Raw genomic sequence first — 19,231 nt, 5'->3', positions numbered from 1 at the left:
GTACCCGTACCGGAGCGTTGCAACCATGTGACCTGAGCCACAGCCATTTACAGCCACCCTCTACGGGTGGCCTGCACGCCCGCCTGGAACCGGGTGCTGGCCCCGAGCCGCTCCAGCAGACTGGCGGTGCGCCGCACCACGGTTCGCCGCGACAGGCCCAGCCGGCGCGCGATGGTGTCATCGGTGGCGCCCATGCTCATCAAGGTCAGAATGGCCCGATCCCGCTCATCGAGCGATTCCGAGGGATTCACCGAGATGGGCGTGGCCATGGACCACAGCGAGTCGAACGTCTTGACCAGCAGATCCAAGGTCGGTGACGGGCCGACCCGCACACCCATCGGATCCCCGCGCCGCTCATCGGTGTGCAGTACCAGCACGGCCCGGCGATCATCGGCCAGGATCAACTTCATGGGCGGATCGGGCAGCGTCCGCGCCTGCGCGCCCACCGCATTGGTGGCCAGCACATGCCGCAGCCGCTCCGCGTCCTGGTAGATCGTCTCCTGATAGAGCGTCCGATAGTCGATGCCGGCGGTGATCCGAGCCGACTTCAACTCGAACAGCCGCTCCTCGGTCTCGACATCGGATAGGAACGGCCCGCGCTCCACAACCTTCACAACCGAATGCGCCGTATGCTGCAGATCCTCGAAATCGGCCAGCAGCTGCCGTCGTTCGTAGACCGCGACCACCGCGCCATCGGCATCGGTGGTGCGCCGCACCGAGCGGAACGTCTCGCCCAGGCGAGCGGCGGCCGATTGCATGCGCAACATATCGCCGCTGCGGCGTCGAGTCTCGGCCTCGGACAAGGCTTCCGGGGCATGTGCGTCCCAGCGCACGGTGCCGTTGTTCTCGGTCAGTCGCACCGCGGCCTCGAGATGGCACAGCGCTTCCAGCGCCGCCTCGGCTATCCGAGGCGGGCAGCCCAACCGCTCGGCCACCTCGAACGCGGTCGAACGCGGATGCTGTACGAGCACCGCGTAGGCGCGGCCGTGCAGCGAGGCAGGGTCGAATAGGTCATCCAGTGTCGTCACCGCGCCCACCGGCATACGCCGGTCCGGGAAGCGCCCGTTCGCGTGGGCCGGTGAACGCTCTACTGGTCCGGGCCCCACTGCTGCTGCATGATTACGCCCTTGCTGGCCAGCCATGGCAGAGGATCCGTCTTCGTTCCGTTGGCATCCCAGATCTCGAGGTGCAGATGAGGTCCGGTGGAATTGCCGCGATTGCCGACAGTGGCGATCACATCGCCGGTATTGACCCGCTGCCCGGCGGATACGTACATGTCATTGACGTGCCCGTAGACAGCGGTGGTGCCATCGTCCTGCAGAACGCGCACCCAGAGACCGAAACCGGAAGCCGGACCGGCCTCCACCACCGTGCCACCCATGACCGAGTGGATCGGAGTGCCGATGGCATCGGCGAAGTCGATCCCGTAATGCATTGCGCCCCAGCGCGAACCGAAGCCGGAGCTGATCACACCCACATCGACCGGCCGCACCGCGGGGGCGGGAGCCAGCTTCTGCTGCAGATCCTTCAGCGTGGCTTCGGCCTGCGCGAGGGGGTTCGCGATCTCCGGCGGCAGATTCTGCAATCCGAAGGGCGCGGGCGCGGGAGCCGCGACAGGTTTGCCGCCATCCGCAACCGGTTCGGCTGTCGGAGCGGGAGCAGGCGCGGCGACATCGGCGGCCTGCTTGACCGACTGCGCCACATCGCGCAGTGCGAGATCCTGTCCAGCCGACTTGTCCTCATGATTGGGGGCGATCGGCGCGGCGTGGGCCAGCGCGGGAACCATCTGCGTCGCGGTGCCGATCAGGGCACTCGCGGCGACCGCGGCTCCGGCGGCGACCTTCACGCGGTCAGCGGTGGAGGGTTCGGCCCGGTGCCGTTTACGTGCGACGGCGCCAGTACGACCGGCACCAGAATCACCAAGCAAGTCCATAACTGATACGGAGTTCGCGGTCTCTCGGTGGTGCGACAAAGCTCGTCCTAGCGTTCGATAGTCCGGTAACGATTCGGCATCGCTGTGACAGAAACAATACTCCCCCGTGACCATTCCGCAACCTTGCGTTCGAAGATTCCAGGTGGTAGCTGCCACCGGTTGATCACGTCCGGAAATCGGGAGCGCACACTGATGCGTGTGCTACTCGATGAGCTGAATACGCCGATCGTGCTGGCCCCCATGGCGGGCGGGCCGTCCACACCCGAACTGGCGGCCGCGGTGTCCGATGCGGGCGGCTTGGGATTTCTCGGGGCCGGATATCTCGGCGCGGAAGATCTCGGCGGGCGAATAAAGCAGACGCGCACCCTCACCTCCGCGGCATTCGGCGTGAATCTGTTTTACCCCTCCGCACCTAGTCCTGTGACCAGTTTCGGTGACTATGTTGATCAGCTGGCACGCGAATTCCCTGTCGGCGAACCGAGATTCGATACCGACGCGTGGGCGGCCAAGCTCGAACTGCTGATCGCCGACCCCGTTCGCGTCGTCTCCAGCACCTTCGGCTGCCCCTCCCCCGAGGAGATCGCGCGACTGCACGCGGTCGGCACCGAGGTCTGGGTGACCGTCACCTCGGTGGCCGAAGCCCGCATCGCCGCCGAAGCCGGTGCGGACGCGCTCATCGCCCAGGGCGGTGAGGCGGGCGGCCATCGCGGCAGCTTCGCCGACCGGCCCGAAGACGACACCGCCGATCCGCTCGGCCTGCTCGCGCTATTGCAGCTGTTGACCGCCGCCGTGGATCTCCCGGTGATCGCCACCGGCGGAGTCACCACCGGTGCGGCCCTCGCCGCGGTGCTGACCGCCGGAGCCGCGGCCGCCCAGATCGGCACCGCCTTCCTGCGCTGCCCCGAGGCGGGCACCGCACCCCTGATCCGCGATGCCATCACCCTCGACACCCCCACCATGCTCACCCGCGCCTTCACCGGCCGCCGGGCGCGCGGACTGCGCAACCAGTTCATGCTTGACCATCAGCAGGCCCCGGCCGCCTACCCCGAAATCCATTACGCCACCGGGCCTTTGCGGGCCGCCGCGCGTGCCGCGGGCAATGCCGACGAAGTGAATCTCTGGGCAGGTCAAGCGCATTCGCTCGCACCCGAGCTACCGGCGGGCGAGCTGGTCCGGCAGCTGTCGCTGGAAGCGAAAGAGGCTCTGAATAGGGCGGTTTCGATCCGAATCCAGGGTTATTGACAACGGTTAGCGATTAGAATCGGCTGACACCATCCGCCATCCCATGAGGAGAGCGATATGTCACTCGACGTACCCAGCGCACTACTCGAGCGCGCCGAACGCGGTGAAGTCAGCGATGACGAATTCGTGGAATGCGTCCGCAGCTCACTGCCCTACGCATATGAGGTCGTCAGCCGGGTGGCGGCCGATTTACATTCCGGCACTCAGGAATACGCGGACAATGTGATCCCGCCGCCGGACGAGGTGGCCCGTGGCCAGCTGCTGCGCGCCATGGCCTCGGACGCCATCCGCGGCGGTCTCGAACGTCACTTCGGCGTGAAGCTCGCCTTCCAGAACTGTCACCGCGTCGCGGCGTTCCCGCTGGCGGCGGTCGGCGGCGATACGTACAGCACCTTCATCTCGACCCGCGCACAGCTGCTCAATCAGAGCCCGGAGCTCCGTAACTGCTGAGCGCACAACGGTATCGGCGCGGCCGGAGCATTCCGGCCGCGCCGCTGCGCGCGCTCAGGGTTTCGGCCGCCGGAACAATTTGACCTGCCGATACGCCGCGTACACGCATAGGGCGAATGACCCGTCGAACCAGGCGTGGGCGAATATCCCCGCACCCCACGATCCCCAGCCCGGCGAGAAGGTGATGCAGACCGCCGCGATCGTCAGCATGCCGAAGAACACGCATCCGATGGCGATCGCCACCCACAGCACCACCCGCCAGAACGTGATCGGCGGCCGGGTCGGATGCGGCCCGGACCCCCGCTGCGGAAACTGCTGCACCGTAGGCGAATAAGCCTGCGCCGCAGGCGGATAACTCGGCGCGGGTGAATAGTGCTGAGCGACCGGCGGATAGCTGTTCTCCACCGGCGCATAACCCGGTGCGACCGAAAGCCGAACCTGAGCGGCCGCGTACCCGGACGCGGCGACCTGGCCGCCCGGTACGGCCGGTGCATAACTCCGTGCGGCCGGTGGATAACTCGGCATCGGCTGTGGATGACCCTGTGCCGCGGGACCGTAATTGGGCGATATCGGGACGGGGCCGCGCATCGGTATGGGTTCGGACACGTGCACCGGGGCGGGGGCGTCGAGCGCCGTTCGCGCCGCGGCGGCCAGTTCGCCCGCACTCTCGTAACGCTGGTCCGGGGTCTTGGCCAGACCGCGCGCGATCACCCGATCCAATGCCACGGGCACGGCGGGTGCGAGCGCGCTGGCACGCGGTGGCGGGGCGGTCATATGGGCGAGCATCTGCTGGGCCGCGTCTTTGTCGCCGAATGGTCTTTTGCCCGTGAGACATTCGAACAGCAGGCAGGCCAGCGAGTAGACGTCGGACCGGATGTCATCCACCCCGGAGAACCGCTCCGGAGCCATATAGGCCCAGGTGCCCACGGTGACGCCGGTGGAGGTCAATGCCGTCGACCCCGCTCCCCGTGCCAGTCCGAAGTCGATCAGATACGCGAATCCGCTGGGCAGCACAACGACATTCGACGGCTTCACATCCCGGTGGATCAGCCCCGCGTCATGCGCCATATCCAGCGCCGAGGCGATCTGCTCCACCATGTCGACGGCGGCGGCGGGCGCGAAGGCCCCGCGGTGTTTGAGGACATCGTCGAGATCGGTGCCGTCGATCAACTCCATATCGATGAACAGGCGTCCGTCGAGTTCACCGAAGTTGTGGATGGGCACGATATGCGGTCCGCGCAGGCGCGCCGCCAGCTGTGCTTCCCGTTCGAATCGCCGCCGATAGTCCATATCGGTGGCGAGATCCGCGGGCAGCACCTTCAGCGCCACATCACGGCCCATACGGGTGTCCTGTGCCAGCCACACCTGCCCCATACCGCCCTGCCCAAGCAGCATGATGAGCCGATAGTGACCGAGCGTCCCGTCCCCCAACAACCGTCTTCCTTTCAAACACCCGTATCGGGCAGGCGCTCAGCATACGACCCACGGGTGACGTATCTCCCGCGCTCTTGACCGCCACTCCCCGTGTGCGTAATTCTGCTGCCGGAGACCACAATCTGCATAGAGGAGCACCCGTGGCGAGCAACGACCCCGCCGACACCTTCGACCTCTGGGATCGAGACGGTGACGGCCAGATCTCCGCCGACGACATCCTCGCGGGAATCACCGCCCTGGGCTTGGAAATCGACGAAGCCGCCGTGCAGCGCCTGGTAGCCGCCGCCGACACCGACGGCGACTGGCTCATCTCCCGCGCCGAATTCGACGCCGCGCGCCTGGGCCGCGACCCCGAAATCACCGACGCCGACGCCGCTTTCGACACCTTCGACGTCAACCGGAACCAGGTCATCGAGGTCGACGAACTCGAATCCCTCCTCCGCACCTGCCCGGACCTCTCCGAGGAGTCCGCCGAAGCCCTCCTCGCGGCCGCGGACACCGACGGCGACGGCCACCTCTCCCGAGCCGAATTCGCCGCCCTCCTCGCCGAGCTGGCCCAAAGGTAGAGACGCCGGCGCGATCGCGCTGGCGGCCATCCCCCCCGGATTCCCAGCCTTACACTTCGAGCAGCTTCCGCTTCAACACCTTCCCGGTCGGGTTGCGCGGAAGCTCTTCCAGGAAAACGACTTCCCGGGGCACCTTGTACCGAGCCAGATTGGTCTTCACGAACTGCCGCACGTCATCTTCGGTGAAGCGCTGCCCCGCATGGACGACCACGAACGCCTTCAGCCGCGCCCCGTACTGCTCATCCGGAACCCCGATGACGGCGACCTCGCGGACCGAGGAATGCGTGTACAGCAATTCCTCGACCTCGGCGGGAAACACGTTCTCGCCGCCGGAGACGATCATGTCGTCATCACGCCCGTCGATGAAAAGTCTTCCGGCACTGTCGAAATGCCCCACATCGCCCGACGACATGAGACCGCGAATGATCTCCTTGTGCCCGCCGCCCGTATATCCCTCGAACTGGATGACATTGCCGACGAAGATCCGCCCGGTCTTCCCGGCGGGCAATCGTTTGCCCGCATCGTCGAGGATTTCGACCCGCGACCCGAGAACCGGGCTGCCCACGCATCCGGGCTCCACTGCCAGATCATCCGGTGTCGCGATGGTCGCGTACGCGACTTCGGTTGAGCCGTAAAGGTTGTAGACGACCGGCCCGAAAGTCGCCGTCACCTCGCGGCACAGTTGCGCGCCCAATTGCGATCCCGCCACGAAGATAATGCGCAGCGCCGACAGATCGCGCCCGGTGACGCCCTTACCGCCGAGGTCGATCATGCGCGCCAGCATCACCGGCACCGCGATAACCGTCGTGGCCCGGTTCCGCGCGATGCTGTCGATGGCGGCCTGCGGATCGAATTTGCGGCGCACCACGAGCGTGGATCCGAAGCCGAGAGTCAGCATGCCGCAGGCGAATCCGAGGGTATGGAACATCGGGGCGCAGCATTCGGTGACCTCGCCCGCCCGGAACGGCACCTTGGACAGCAGTCCGCCCAGCGGTGCGAGCGATTTCGGTTCCGGCCGGGCCGCACCCTTGGGCGTTCCCGTGGTGCCGCTGGTCAGCAGGATGATTCGAGGTTCGGCCCCGGGCCCGGGCGGGGCGGCGGGGGAACCCGCCGCGATCAGCGCTTCCAGGCTGTTGTCGCTCGGCTCGTCCGTCCAGGCCAGATAGCCGCCCCGCAGCGGTGTCACCTCATCGAGCATGTGCGCGTATTCCGCGTCGTACACCAGCAGATCGGTGCCCTCGCGCGTAGCCACGTCCCGAATTTGCGGTCCCGCGAAGTCGGTGTTGAGCAGGATGATGCGCGCCCCGCATTTGGCCGCCGCGAAAATGGCGTCCACCAGCCCGCGATGGTTGCGCGCCAGAATCGCCACGCCCTCACGGGGTTTCAGCCCGCGTTCGCGCCAGGCGTTGGCGAGCCGATTGGAGCGATCCTCCAATTCGGCGAAGGTGAGCGAGCCCAGTTCGTCGATCAGCGCGGTGCGCTCCGGATAGCGCGCGGCCGAAAGCCGCAGTGCGGCGGCGATGGTCCCGTAGCGCAGCAGCGAGGTGGCCGCGGACAGCAGCACCGTCGGCGATTCGATGCGCGCCAGCCCCGCATCCAGGAACAACCGCGCGGATTCGAGCTCGAGATAAGCCCGCTCCCCCACCGACCGAAGCACTCCGAGCGTCATACAACACCCCATCCTCACGTCCCACCCCACTGTGGGCATCTGCCCTCAAACTAACCGCGCCCGCTGCCCACCGCCAGAGCTCGTCGAACCTCGCACCCCGGCGCGCGGCGCCCGCCCGGCGCGCCACCGCACACGCCGAGGCCCGCACCCTCCCGAAAGTGGATGCGGGCCTCGGACCGGAACTCAGGACAGCGTGGTGACCGTCAGCGCGCCGTCGGCGTACTGCGCCCGCAGCCGCTTCTTGTCGAATTTGCCGACCGAGGTCTTGGGCACCTCGTCGATGAACGTCCAGTGCTCCGGCAGCTGCCATTTGGCGAACTTGTCGGCCAGAAAGTCGCGCAGCTCTTCGGGTTTGGCTTCCGCACCGGCCGCGAGCACGACGGCGACCAGCGGCCGCTCATCCCACTTCTCATCCGGAATGCCGATGACCGCGGCTTCGGCGACCGCCGGATGACCGACGACCGCGTTCTCCAGATCCACCGAGGAGATCCACTCGCCACCGGACTTGATGACGTCCTTGGACCGATCCACCAGCGTCAGATAGCCATTGGGGCTGATCTTGCCGACATCCCCGGTGCGCAGCCAGCCGTCGTCGAACTTGTCGGGATCGACCACCGTGCCGCTCGGCGAGTAGTACGAGCCGGTGATCCAGGGGCCCTTCACTTCCAGCTCACCGAGGGCGACACCGTCATTCGGCACCACTGCGCCGTCATCGCCGACCAGGCGCGCCTGCACGCCCGCGGGGAAGCGGCCCTGGGTGTAGCGGTAGGCCCATTCCTCATCGCCTTCGGCGGTCGCGGGCGGATGCGCCACGGAACCGAGCGGGGAGGTTTCGGTCATGCCCCAGGCATGCAGCAGTTTGACGCCGTGCCGCTCCTGGAAGGCACGCATCATGGACGGCGGCACCGCCGCGCCACCGACGACGCAGGTGCGCAGGTGGGAGATGTCCTGCGGCGCGGCCTGCAACCCCGCCAGCACACCACCCCAGATCGTCGGCACAGCCGCGGCGAACGTCGGCTTGATCGCAGCCATCATCTCCAGCAACGGACCCGGCTGCAGGAAACGGTCCGGCATCAGCAGGTTCGCACCCGACATCATCGCCGCATACGGCAAACCCCACGCGTTCGCGTGGAACAGGGGCACGATCGCCAGCACCGTGTCGGCTTCGCTGAAACCCATACCGTTGGGGGCGCAGACCTGCATCGCGTGCAGGAAATTCGACCGGTGGGAGTAGACCACACCCTTGGGGTCACCGGTGGTGCCCGAGGTGTAACACATGCCCGCCGCCGACCGCTCGTCCACGACCGGGTAATCATAGGTATCAGGTTGCGCGGCAAGCAGTTCCGCGTACGAATGCACCTGCACACCCTCGGGCGCAGTCAAGCTGGAGGCGTCACCGTTGGCCACGATCACATGCCGCACCGTCTTAAGGTTCGGCAGATACTGCGCGAACATCGGCACCAACGTGCCATCGACGATCACCACCTGATCCTCGGCATGATTGGCCACATACACCAACTGCTCCGGGAACAAGCGAATGTTCAACGCGTGCAGCACCGCACCCATCGCCGGCACCGCCACGTACACGACCATGTGCTCGTTGTTGTTCCACATGAAGGTCCCGACCCGATCACCCTCACCGATGCCAAGGTCACGCAAGGCATTGGCAAGACGGGCCGCGTCCGCGCCGATCTCGGAGAAAGTCTGGGTACGGACCCCGTCACCGGTCCAGGTCGAAATCGTGCTCTCACCCTGGAAGGTGGACGCGTACTTCAGCAGTGTCGCCAGCGACAGCTGCTCGTCCTGCATTGTGCTCAACATTTCCCAACCGCTCCCTACATATCCCTACTGGAGAGTGAACTGAGTCACTGCCCCGGAGGATAGCTGAAATCGGACATCGGGGGTTCGGGGCTGGGCAGATAACAGCTGCGGGTGGCGGACCCCACCTCCGCCACCCGCAGCCAGCGCCGACCTGCCACCGCCTACGCGATGACCTGCCGGCCTCGAAGTCCCGGCCAGGAGCGAGCTTGCAACGACGCCCCCTGCGGCGCCGCAGAATAGCCAATCACTAACCAGGACAAGCAAATTGGAGCAAGATTCTCCGTGAATATAGGTAGTGGAGCGGTGGGCTGTCCAGTCGGCGACAGCGTCGCAGGTCAGACGGTGCTCACCGTCCCAGAAAGATTCCGGTGAGCCCGGAGGATCCCGGTGCGGGCAAACAATGCGGTGCGAACACTCGCTGAAATGGCCGAAAATATAGATTCGATGACCGTGGATGTCTGCGTGACCAGCGCCGATGGCTTTACTGTCGAATCATGAATCGTGAGCCGTCCATCCTGATCATCGGCGCCGGGTTCGCCGGGCTCGGCATGGCGCTGGAGCTGCAGCGCCACGGCCTGACCAACTTCACCATTCTGGAGAAGGCCGCCGATCTGGGCGGCGTCTGGCGGGAGAACACCTATCCCGGAGCCGCCTGCGATGTGCCCTCACCGCTCTACTCGTGGTCGTTCGAGCCGAAATCCGATTGGCCGCGCCGGTTCTCGCATCAGGCCGATATTCACGAGTACATGCGCACGGTCGCCGAGAAGCACGGCCTGCCCGCGAAAATCGAGTTCGGGGTGGAGGTCGTCGAGGCGGAATTCGATGAGCAGTCCGGCATTTGGCGGGTGCGCACCGCCGACGGCGTCACCCATATCGCGGATATTCTGATTCCGGCGGTGGGGCAGCTCTCCCGCCCGGCCATGCCGAATCTGCCGGGCATCGACAGTTTCACCGGGGCGGCGTTCCACTCCGCGCAATGGGATCACTCGGTCGACCTCACCGGCAAACGCGTGGCATGCATCGGCACGGGAGCCAGTGCCATTCAATACATTCCGGCGATTCAGCCGAAGGTCGCGCAGCTGACGCTGTTCCAGCGCTCGGCCGCCTGGGTGCTGCCCAAATTCGACACCGAGTACACCGCGCTGCACCACACCCTGTTCAAACACGTGCCCGGTACGCGCGCGGCGGAGCGGTTCGCCATCTGGGCGCTGTTCGAGGTACTCGCGTTGGCGCTCACCGATATTCCCGCGATGAAGACGCCGGTGATCGCGCTCGCGGATCGGCATCGGGAGAAGCAGGTGCCCGATCCGGCCTTGCGCGCCAAGCTGACTCCCGATTACGCGGCGGGCTGTAAGCGCGGCTTGTTCTCGAACGAGTACATGCCCGCGCTGGGACAGTCCAATGTGCACGTGGAGACCACCGCCATCGAGGCCGTCACCCCCACCGGCATCCGCACCGCGGACGGGGTGGAGCATCCGGTGGATGTGATCGTGTACGGCACCGGGTTCAAGGGCACGGAATTCCTTGCGCCCATGCATATTTACGGATTGAACGGGCGCAAGCTGGCCGATGAGTGGTCGGCGGAGGGCGCGCGCGCGTACCTGGGCATGTCGGTGCCGGGCTTCCCGAATCTGTTCATGATGTACGGGCCGAACACCAATGTCGGCTCGGGTTCGATCATCTACATGCTGGAGTCGCAGGCCCGGTACATCCGGCAGGTGGCGGAGTATCTGGCGGCGAAGCCGGGGCGGTTCCTGGCCGCCAAGCCCGAGGTCGAACAGTCCTGGGACGACTGGTTGCAGCGGCGTTTGAAGGACACGCCCTGGAACTTCTGCTCCAGCTGGTATCGCAACGCGTCGGGGCGGATCACCAATAACTGGCCCGGGGCCACGGTGCTCTTCCGCTGGAAGACAAGCACTTTCAAGCCGTCCGATTATGACGAGGAGCGCGCCCCGGGACGCTGAGGTCCGCACCCTTGACTCACCCCCCGAACTGTCTGAGACTGTTACTGCCGTCATCTAGAATTGTCTGAGACGCAGACAATGAGATCGGCAGACCGTTCGGAGGGTCTCAATGACGCTGCACTCTTCGCCCCCGGCCCACTCGACCGCCGCCATCCCCGTCGAAACCCTGCCCGAACGCACCGCCCGCTGGGCCCGCGAATGCGCCGAATGGGCCAAGGTCCCCTTCCTGCCGGCGGGCACCCGGGTCGGCCGGGTCTACGACGTGGTCGGCCCGCGCAATCTCTTCGGCGAGGATTCGCTGTTCATCAATCTCGGCTACTGGCACGACAATCCGGCCAGCCTGGACGAGGCCAGCCGCGATCTGGCCCGGCTGGTAGCGCGCGAAGCCGAACTCGGCGCCGACGATATCCAGCTCGATATCGGCTTCGGATACGGCGATCAGGATTTCCTGTGGGCGCGCGAATTCGGCCCGCAGCAGATCATCGGCATGAATATCGCCACCGAGCAGATCGAGATCGCCACCCGCCGCGCCGCCGAACTCGGCCTGAGCGATCAGATCAGCTTCGAATACGGTTCCGCGATCGACCTGCCGCGCCATGACGAATCCTGCACCAAGGTCACCGCACTCGAATCGGCCTTCCACTTCCCGTCCTACCCGCGCTTCTTCGCCGAGGCGTTCCGGGTGCTGAAGCCGGGCGGCAAACTGGTCACCGCCGACATCATCATGCGAAACGACCTGCGCCGCTATAAGAAGCCACTGCTCGAGGCAGGTTTCGACAATGTCCGGGTGTACTCGATCCGCCATGACGTCTACCCACCCCTGGCCCGCTACCTCGGCAAACGCCTCCGCGATCCGGACATGCGCCGCGTGAATCCGGTCCTGCGCGCCACCTTCAGTGGTCCCGGCCTGCTGGCCTGGGGCCCCTGGGCCGACTACATCATCGCCGTCGGCACCAAGATGTAGCACCCAAAACCATCCACACTGATATGAATGCGCCCTCGCGGCCCCCGACCAGGTAGACTCCCCGACGTTCGGGTCGGCCACGGCCACCGGTTCAGCCTTCGTAGCTCAGGGGATAGAGCAACCCTCTCCTAAAGGGTAGGTCGCAGGTTCGATTCCTGCCGAGGGCACTTAGAGTCCGTGCGGTGCATGTCGATTTGATGCTGGACGCACTCGACGGGCTTTCCGTGGGGGATGCGGTGGGGGCCGAATTTCCGATTCTGCGACGGTCCGTGGCGGAGCTGCGCGGTGGGGAGTTGCCGCCGGGGCGGTGGGAGTGGACCGATGACACCGAGATGGCGTGCACGGTGGTCGGGGAACTGCTCGAATTCGGGGAGATCGATCAGGATCGGATTGCCGTCAGGTTCGCGGAGCGCTGTGATCAGCGACGGGACTACGGGTTCATGACCGTGGACACGCTCGGGCGGATCGGACGCGGGATGCCCTGGCGGCAGGTGACCGCGGCGGCGTTCGGCGGTGACGGTTCGTGCGGGAACGGTGCGGCCATGCGGGTCGCGCCATTGGGCGCGTTCTATGCCGAGGATGTGGAAAGGGTTGTGGCCGAGGCTGTTCGGTCGGCGCAGGTCACCCATGCGCATCGAGAGGGCGTGGCCGGTGCGGTGGCGGTGGCGCTCGCGGCCGCGACGGCGGCGCGCGGACGACTCACCGGAAAGCGGCCTGCCCCTGGGGAATTCATCGATTCGGTGCTCGATCGACTCGGCAATGGCGAGACCGCACAGGGGATTCGGCGGGCGCGCGGGCTGCTCGGCGGCTCGGCCGAACAGGCCGCCGCGGAATTGGGCACCGGGATTCGGGTGACGGCGCAGGACACCGTGCCGTTCGCGATGTGGGTGGCGGCAACGCATCTCGACGACTATCGAGCGGCCGTCGCGACCTGCGTCGGGGCGGGCGGGGACACCGATACGACGAGCGCGATCGTCGGCGGGATCGTGGCGGCGCATACCGGGGGACGCGCGGGCGGGTTGCCCGCGGCGTGGCTGGCGGCACGGGAACCGTTGCCCGGTTGGCTGCCGCCGGTGCGGTCCGCAGGACCCGGAAAATCCGCGACCGGGCGGTTGCGGCGATGGCTGTCCGGTAAGTCCTAGCCGGTCAGCCTGCCCTTTTTCATTGACCGCTACATAGTGTCGCGGTCACCCTTGCCCATGCGGCATCCACCGGGGTACCGTCGTGCCATGACATGATCGCGACACCATGTCACGGTCAATCGATCAGGAGTGGCGGGGATGGAAACCACAGCGCATATCGCGACGGCCCGGAACGACGAGCACTACATCGAGACACTGGCGACCCTGTCCTACGGATCCGTGCACAAGCGGTTCGACCCCTATGTGGATATCTCTTGGGACGATCCGGACTTCGCGGTGCGGGCGGATGACGAGCGGTGGATTCTGCCGCCGTCGGATCCGTTCGGGGCGCATCCCTGGTATCGCGCACTCCCCAAGGAACGCCAGATCTACATCGGTATGTGGCGACAGGCCAATGTGGCGAAGGTCGGCCTGCAATTCGAGAACATCCTGATTCGCGGCCTCATGCAGTACGTATTCCAGCTGCCCAATGGTTCGCCCGAATTCCGTTACTGCACACACGAATCCATTGAAGAGTGCAACCACACCATGATGTTCCAGGAGGTGGTGAACCGGATCGGCATGGATGTCGGTGGCATGCGCACCTGGGTGAAATACGTCGGGCCGCTGGTGCCGTTCCTGGCCGGGATCTTCCCGGAGTGGTTCTTCGTCATGGTGCTGGCGGGCGAGGAGCCGATCGATCACGCGCAGAAAACGCTGCTGCGGGCGGGTGCGGAGGCGCATCCCATGATCGAGCGGGTGATGTCGATCCACGTGGCCGAGGAGGCCCGGCACATCAGCTTCGCGCACAACTATCTGGAGAACGCGGTGCCGCGCATGGGCCGGTTCAAGAAGTTCGTGCTGTCCCTGGTTTTCGCGCCGACCATGCGGATCATCTGCGATCTCATCGCGGTGCCGACCCGAAAGTTTCGGCGGGACTGCGATGTTCCGCGCGAAGTGGTGAACGAGGTCTTCTGGAACAGCCCGGAATCGCGAAAGGTGTTGCGCGACTTCTTCGCCGATGTGCGCATGCTGGCCTACGAGCTGGATCTGATGAATCCGATCGCGCGCGTGCTGTGGAAGATCAGCCGCATCGACGGCCCGGCCTCGCGCTACCGCAGCGAGCCCGCCCGCACGGCGCACTGAGCCGCGCCCGTGCCACATATCGTCACGCAGTCGTGCTGCAATGACGCCTCGTGCGTGTACGCCTGCCCGGTCAACTGCATTCACCCGACACCGGACGAACCCGATTTCGGCCGGGCCGAAATGCTGTACATCGATCCGGCCGCCTGCGTGGACTGCGGGGCGTGCGCGGCGGCCTGCCCGGTCGACGCGATTGTCCCGCACACCAAACTGACTGCGGGCCAACAGGTTTTCGTGGGGTTGAACGCGGACTTCTACTCCGGGCCGCGCCCGCGTCCGCCGATGGCCCCGGTGCCGTCCATCCCGCGCCTGCGTCCGGCGCGCACACCGCTGCGCGTCGCGATCGCCGGCTCGGGTCCGGCCGCCATGTACGCCGCCGATGAACTGCTGCGGCATCCCGGAATTCGCGTCAATGTCTTCGAGCGGCTGTCACGACCGCACGGGCTGGCCCGATTCGGGGTGGCACCCGATCACACCGCGACCCGTCAGGTCACCGAGGTGTTCGACACCATCGCGCGCCAGGATGGTTTCGCGTACCACCTCGGCGTCGAGGTCGGCCGCGATATCAGCCATGCCGAACTGCTCGAGCATCACCACGCGGTGATCTACGCGGTCGGCGCGGCCACCGACCGCACCCTGGGCATTCCAGGCGAGGACCTGCCCGGCAGCGCCTCCGCGACCGAACTGGTGGCCTGGTACAACGGGCATCCGGAGTACGCCGGGCGCGAATTCGACCTGAGCCATGAGCGGGCGATCGTGATCGGCAACGGCAATGTGGCACTGGACGTGGCGCGCGTTCTCACCACTGATCCGAATCGACTGGCTGCCACCGCGATAGCGCCGCACGCGCTACAGGCGTTGCGGCGCAGCCGGATTCGCGAAGTCGTCGTGATCGGCCGCCGGGGCATGGCGCAGGCCGCGTACACCATGCCCGAACTCGCGGGCCTGGCACGACATCCCGATGCCCGATTGCACACGCTCCCCGCGGAAGTCGCGATCAGCGGACACCCCAACGAACTGATCGGGCCACTGCCCGCACCGCACGAGTGGGCGAAGATCGAACTCGCGCGGGCCCATGCCGGAGCGATGCGCGCGGACGGTGAACGCCGCATCATCCTGCGGTACCTGCGCACTCCGATCGAACTGCTCGGCCCGGACCGGGTGCGCGGAATCATCTTGGCCCGCAATGAAATCGTCCATACCGATGGCGAGGCCCACGCGGTCCCGACCGGCGATCACGAAACCCTCGAGGCCGGGCTGGTGCTGCGCTCGGTCGGCTATCGCGGCACCCCGGTGCGTGATCTGCCGTTCGACGCGGTCACCGCCACCGTCCCGCATCGCGGTGGGCGCGTGGTCGATCCGGCCTCCGGGGACGCCGTCCCCGGCACCTACGTCGCGGGCTGGATCAAGCGGGGGCCCAGCGGATTCCTGGGCACCAATAAATCCTGCTCGCGCGAGACCGTCGACACCCTGCTCGCCGACGCCGAGCGCGATCCGGCCCGGTTCCCGGTGCGCGATGACGCCGCATTGCGCGCACTGCTCACTGCCCGGATCGCGGGCTACCGCCCACCGGAGACCGCAAAACCCCTGTGGCGCAGAGCACTACGCCTGACGCCCGCCACCATCTGATATCGAAGAAGAGAGTTACCGAAGTGACAAGCCCCTATCGTTCCTGCTGGCTCGACGATGATCTCGACGCCCTGCGCGAACTGGCGCGTTCCTTCTGCGAGAAGGAGATCGCGCCGCATAAGGAGCGGTTCATCGAACAGCATCATGTGGATCGCGATCTGTGGCAGATCGCCGGTGCGCTGGGGCTGCTGTGCATGTCCATTCCCGAGGAATACGGCGGTGGCGGCGGCACTTTCGCGCATGAGGCGGTGCTGATCGAGGAGCAGGCCCGGATCGGCGATTCGTCCTGGGGCGCGGCGCTGCACAGCGGGATCGTGGCGCACTATCTGCTCGCGTACGGCACCGAGGAGCAGAAGCGAGCCTGGCTGCCGCGCATGGCCTCGGGTGAGGTGATCGGCGCGATCGCCATGACCGAACCCGGTACCGGTTCGGATTTGCAGAACGTCAAAACGCGCGCGGTGCGGGATGGGGACGAGTACATCGTCGACGGTTCCAAGACGTTCATCACCAATGGCGGTCAGGCCGATCTGATCCTGGTGGTGGCCAAGACCGGAACCGCTGGGGCGGCAGGCATTTCGCTCATCATCGTGGAGGGTGATCGCGCGGGCTTCCGGCGCGGCCGAGTGCTGGACAAGATCGGCCAGCGCGGGCAGGACACCTCGGAACTGTTCTTCGACGCCGTGCGGGTGCCGGTGACGAATCTGCTGGGCGCGGTCGAGGGGCAGGGTTTCGTCCAGCTCATGCAGCAGCTGCCGCAGGAGCGGCTGATTCTCGCGGTGGGTTCCACGGTCGCGGTGGAAACCGCTCTCGCGCATACGATTTCGTACACCAAGGAGCGAGAGGCGTTCGGCAAGCCGATCTTCGCGTTCCAGAACACCAAATTCACCCTCGCCGAGGTCGCCACCGAGGCGCGGATCATGCGGGTGTTCACCGATGACTGCATCGCCCGGCATGTGCGCGGTGAACTCGATATCCAGACCGTCGCGATGGCCAAATGGTGGACCACCGAGCGTGCCATGGCCAATATCGACGAATGCCTGCAATTGCACGGCGGCTACGGCTACATGACCGAGTACCCGATCTCCCGGCTGTGGGTGGACAACCGGGTGCAGAAGATCTACGCGGGCACCAACGAGATCATGAAGGAGATCATCGCCCGCACGCTGTGAGCGTTGTCCTTCTCGGCCGCTAGCCGAGCGTTCGATACCCCGGGTGCACACCCGGGGTCAGTCCGCGTTCCGCGGCAAGTTTCCGGAGCAGCACGCTGAGCTGCTCGTATTCGGCGTCGGTCAGGCCCTCGAAGAGTTCGGTCTCGTGCGCGACGGCCATCTTCGCCATCCCCGCCAGCATTTTCCCGCCCTCCGGGGTGAGGTGCAGTTCGTGATTGCGGCGGTCGGCGGCGCTGCGGCGGCGTTCGATCCAGCCCCGCTTGTCGAGCGGATCGATCAGGGCGACCACCCGGCTGGGCACCACGCCCAATTCCTCGGCCAGTGAGCGCTGGCTGCGCCCGGGCTGGGCCGCGATCATCCGCAGAATCCCGACTTCCGGTGGCGTGAGCCCGATTTCGGAGATGCGCTCGGCGAAACGCTGGGCCGCGTGCGCGCCCAGCTGTGCGAGCTGGAAGCCCGCCGCCCGCATCGGGCGGTCCGGCCGCGTCTTTCCCGAACCCTCTTGCTCCGCATCGACCACGGCGTTATCGTACACATCAGATAATCGTTCACAGTAGAGAACGATTCACTTCTGAGAATGGATAGCCATGGCCGTAGCAGCCGAATCCCCAGTCGCCTATCCCGCGCGCAGCCTGGAACCACCGCTCGGCGCGCTCGCGGCCGCCTTCGCCGCGGTGTTCGTGGCGGGGCTCGCCATCAGCACCATCCGGGCCGGTGGCAGCCCGTTCCCCTCCCCCTTCGCGGATGCGGGCGATGCGCTCGACTACTTCCGCGACCATCGCTCGGCCGTGCGCACCGGCGCGGTGTTGCAATACGCGAGCGCGATCCCGCTCACCCTGTTCGTGGCCGCGATCACGCCGCGGTTGCGCCGGCAGGCCGAGGGCTTCGGTCCCGCGCTCGCCACCGTGGGCGGTGCGCTGGCGGCGGTGTTCCTGTTCAGCTCGGGCACCATCAGCTGGGTGCTGACGGTGCCGGAGGTGACCGCGGATCCGGCCACCGTGCGAGCGCTGCACACCCTGGCGTTCCTGGTCGGCGGCCCGGCGAACGTGCTGTCGACGGGACTGCTCATCGCGGGCATCGCGATCAGCGCGCTGCCACGGAAAGCGCTCTCACCCTTGCTGGTTCGCATCGGATTGGCGATCGCCTGCGTCGGCCTGTTGACCACGGTGTCGCTGACCTTCACCGCCGCCGCCTTCCTGCTGCCCATCGCACGGTTCACCGGGATGATCTGGCTGATCATCGCCGGATTCCGGCTCGCACGCGCGTAAACCCCTACACCCCAGCGATTTACAGGAGATGTGATGACGAACGAACTCACCGCCAAGCTGGTGCGATTCCAGAAGCCCGAGCTGTCGCTGCCGTATCTCAACGGTCTGGACGAGGCGCGTATCGCGGGACTCTTCGGTATCGACACCGACGAATACCGGGACCAACTGGAGGAGCTGGACACGCGCACCCGGGCCGCGGCCGCCGATCTGCTCACCGAACCGGACATCGCCGAACAGGTGGATCGACTGCCGTTCGCACCCGGACAGCGGGTGCTCGCGCTCGGGGAGAGCAGCACCGCCGATCGGCTGTCCTGGTTCGAGATCCTGAAGCAGCTGGTGTGGCTGCGCCGGCCCGGTGACGGAATCGCCTTCACCAATCTCGCCGTCTCCGGGGCCACCACCACGCAGGTGCTGAAGAGTTCGGGCGCACTGGGATTCGTGCGGCCCGACTGGGTGCTGTGCCAGCTGGGCGCGAACGATACGCAGCGGGTGGGCGCGGATGCGGTGCGCGTGGTCAGCGCCGGGGAGACGGTGCGGAACTTCGACCTGCTGCGGGAGCGCGGCGCGGCTGCCCGGTGGGTATGGCTCACGCCCACCGATGTGGATGAGGCGCTGCTGGCCGAGTTCGCGCCGTTCCGGGCGGCCGGGATCAGCTGGCGGGCCAAGGATCAGCTGGATACCGCGGCGGCGCTGGACGCCCGGCCGGAGGTGGTGATCGATACGCTCGCGGTCACGCATCCGACACCCGGGCAGCGCCTGTTCGAATCGGACGGCGTGCACCTCACCCCCGCCGGACAGGTGGCCGTGGCGCGCGTCGTGGTCGCGGAATTGGCGCGCCTGGAGTGAGAAAATGTCGCA

At 66.4% G+C, this 19,231-nt stretch carries 17 protein-coding genes and 1 tRNA gene; 12 read left to right on the top strand and 6 right to left on the bottom strand.

The window, feature by feature from the left end:
* Positions 1 to 47 precede the first annotated feature (47 nt).
* Both ACFC0O_RS28330 and ACFC0O_RS28325 read right to left on the bottom strand, forming a co-directional pair.
* A complete protein-coding gene (locus ACFC0O_RS28330; RefSeq protein WP_364641192.1) occupies positions 48 to 1,028 on the bottom strand; it encodes a helix-turn-helix transcriptional regulator in 981 nt (326 codons plus the stop codon).
* Positions 1,029 to 1,087: 59 nt separating this feature from the next.
* Entirely contained in the window at positions 1,088 to 1,846 is a 759-nt protein-coding gene (locus ACFC0O_RS28325) for a M23 family metallopeptidase (protein WP_375962909.1), read from the bottom strand.
* A 279-nt stretch (positions 1,847 to 2,125) separates the two neighbouring features.
* Here ACFC0O_RS28325 and ACFC0O_RS28320 point away from each other — a divergent pair, with 279 nt between their 5' ends.
* A complete protein-coding gene (locus tag ACFC0O_RS28320; RefSeq protein WP_375962907.1) occupies positions 2,126 to 3,175 on the top strand; it encodes a nitronate monooxygenase in 1,050 nt (349 codons plus the stop codon).
* A gap of 57 nt (positions 3,176 to 3,232) precedes the next feature.
* A complete protein-coding gene (locus ACFC0O_RS28315) occupies positions 3,233 to 3,625 on the top strand; it encodes an SCO5389 family protein (protein ID WP_364641202.1) in 393 nt (130 codons plus the stop codon).
* Between the two features lie 54 nt (positions 3,626 to 3,679).
* Here ACFC0O_RS28315 and ACFC0O_RS28310 read toward each other — a convergent pair whose 3' ends face one another.
* Positions 3,680 to 5,056, bottom strand: a complete 1,377-nt coding sequence (locus ACFC0O_RS28310; protein ID WP_375962904.1) for a protein kinase — start codon at positions 5,054 to 5,056, stop codon at positions 3,680 to 3,682.
* Positions 5,057 to 5,199: 143 nt separating this feature from the next.
* Between ACFC0O_RS28310 and ACFC0O_RS28305 the strand changes: the two genes are divergently transcribed.
* Complete coding sequence (locus ACFC0O_RS28305; RefSeq protein WP_375962902.1) at positions 5,200 to 5,625, top strand: EF-hand domain-containing protein; 426 nt, start codon at positions 5,200 to 5,202, stop codon at positions 5,623 to 5,625.
* 49 nt (positions 5,626 to 5,674) lie between these two features.
* On the opposite strand, the gene ACFC0O_RS28300 is transcribed toward ACFC0O_RS28305, so the two are convergent.
* Entirely contained in the window at positions 5,675 to 7,294 is a 1,620-nt protein-coding gene (locus tag ACFC0O_RS28300) for an acyl-CoA synthetase (protein ID WP_375962900.1), read from the bottom strand.
* 183 nt (positions 7,295 to 7,477) lie between these two features.
* Positions 7,478 to 9,115, bottom strand: a complete 1,638-nt coding sequence (locus ACFC0O_RS28295) for a long-chain fatty acid--CoA ligase (protein ID WP_375962898.1) — start codon at positions 9,113 to 9,115, stop codon at positions 7,478 to 7,480.
* Between the two features lie 494 nt (positions 9,116 to 9,609).
* On the opposite strand from ACFC0O_RS28295, the gene ACFC0O_RS28290 reads away from it, so the two are divergent.
* The 7 genes from ACFC0O_RS28290 to ACFC0O_RS28260 all read left to right on the top strand — a co-directional run bounded on the left by ACFC0O_RS28290 (position 9,610) and on the right by ACFC0O_RS28260 (position 17,105).
* On the top strand, positions 9,610 to 11,079 hold the full coding sequence (locus tag ACFC0O_RS28290; protein WP_375962896.1) for a flavin-containing monooxygenase: 1,470 nt from the start codon (positions 9,610 to 9,612) through the stop codon (positions 11,077 to 11,079).
* Between the two features lie 109 nt (positions 11,080 to 11,188).
* Entirely contained in the window at positions 11,189 to 12,043 is an 855-nt protein-coding gene (locus ACFC0O_RS28285; RefSeq protein ID WP_375962894.1) for an SAM-dependent methyltransferase, read from the top strand.
* Between the two features lie 94 nt (positions 12,044 to 12,137).
* Positions 12,138 to 12,210, top strand: a tRNA-Arg gene (locus ACFC0O_RS28280).
* A gap of 15 nt (positions 12,211 to 12,225) precedes the next feature.
* Positions 12,226 to 13,185 (top strand): ADP-ribosylglycohydrolase family protein, encoded by a 960-nt coding sequence (locus ACFC0O_RS28275; protein ID WP_375962891.1) that lies wholly within the window; start codon positions 12,226 to 12,228, stop codon positions 13,183 to 13,185.
* A gap of 138 nt (positions 13,186 to 13,323) precedes the next feature.
* Positions 13,324 to 14,310 (top strand): diiron oxygenase, encoded by a 987-nt coding sequence (locus tag ACFC0O_RS28270; RefSeq protein WP_375962888.1) that lies wholly within the window; start codon positions 13,324 to 13,326, stop codon positions 14,308 to 14,310.
* 9 nt (positions 14,311 to 14,319) lie between these two features.
* Positions 14,320 to 15,936 (top strand): FAD-dependent oxidoreductase, encoded by a 1,617-nt coding sequence (locus tag ACFC0O_RS28265; protein ID WP_375962885.1) that lies wholly within the window; start codon positions 14,320 to 14,322, stop codon positions 15,934 to 15,936.
* A 23-nt stretch (positions 15,937 to 15,959) separates the two neighbouring features.
* The gene (locus ACFC0O_RS28260) at positions 15,960 to 17,105 is read left to right on the top strand and encodes an acyl-CoA dehydrogenase family protein (protein WP_375962883.1); all 1,146 of its coding nucleotides are present in this window, start codon (positions 15,960 to 15,962) and stop codon (positions 17,103 to 17,105) included.
* Positions 17,106 to 17,124: 19 nt separating this feature from the next.
* Here ACFC0O_RS28260 and ACFC0O_RS28255 read toward each other — a convergent pair whose 3' ends face one another.
* On the bottom strand, positions 17,125 to 17,625 hold the full coding sequence (locus ACFC0O_RS28255; protein ID WP_364641226.1) for a MarR family winged helix-turn-helix transcriptional regulator: 501 nt from the start codon (positions 17,623 to 17,625) through the stop codon (positions 17,125 to 17,127).
* A gap of 67 nt (positions 17,626 to 17,692) precedes the next feature.
* Here ACFC0O_RS28255 and ACFC0O_RS28250 point away from each other — a divergent pair, with 67 nt between their 5' ends.
* Positions 17,693 to 18,373 carry a hypothetical protein gene (locus ACFC0O_RS28250; RefSeq protein ID WP_375962880.1) on the top strand — a complete coding sequence of 227 codons (681 nt, stop codon included), beginning with the start codon at positions 17,693 to 17,695 and terminating at the stop codon, positions 18,371 to 18,373.
* Positions 18,374 to 18,406: 33 nt separating this feature from the next.
* The gene (locus ACFC0O_RS28245; RefSeq protein WP_375962878.1) at positions 18,407 to 19,219 is read left to right on the top strand and encodes an SGNH/GDSL hydrolase family protein; all 813 of its coding nucleotides are present in this window, start codon (positions 18,407 to 18,409) and stop codon (positions 19,217 to 19,219) included.
* Positions 19,220 to 19,231: the final 12 nt, after the last annotated feature.

The sequence above is a fragment of the Nocardia sp. NPDC056100 genome, from assembly GCF_042266325.1.
Lineage (GTDB): Bacteria > Actinomycetota > Actinomycetes > Mycobacteriales > Mycobacteriaceae > Nocardia.
Note: the sequence above shows the minus strand (reverse complement) of the source record. Positions and strands in the feature narration are given on the sequence as shown.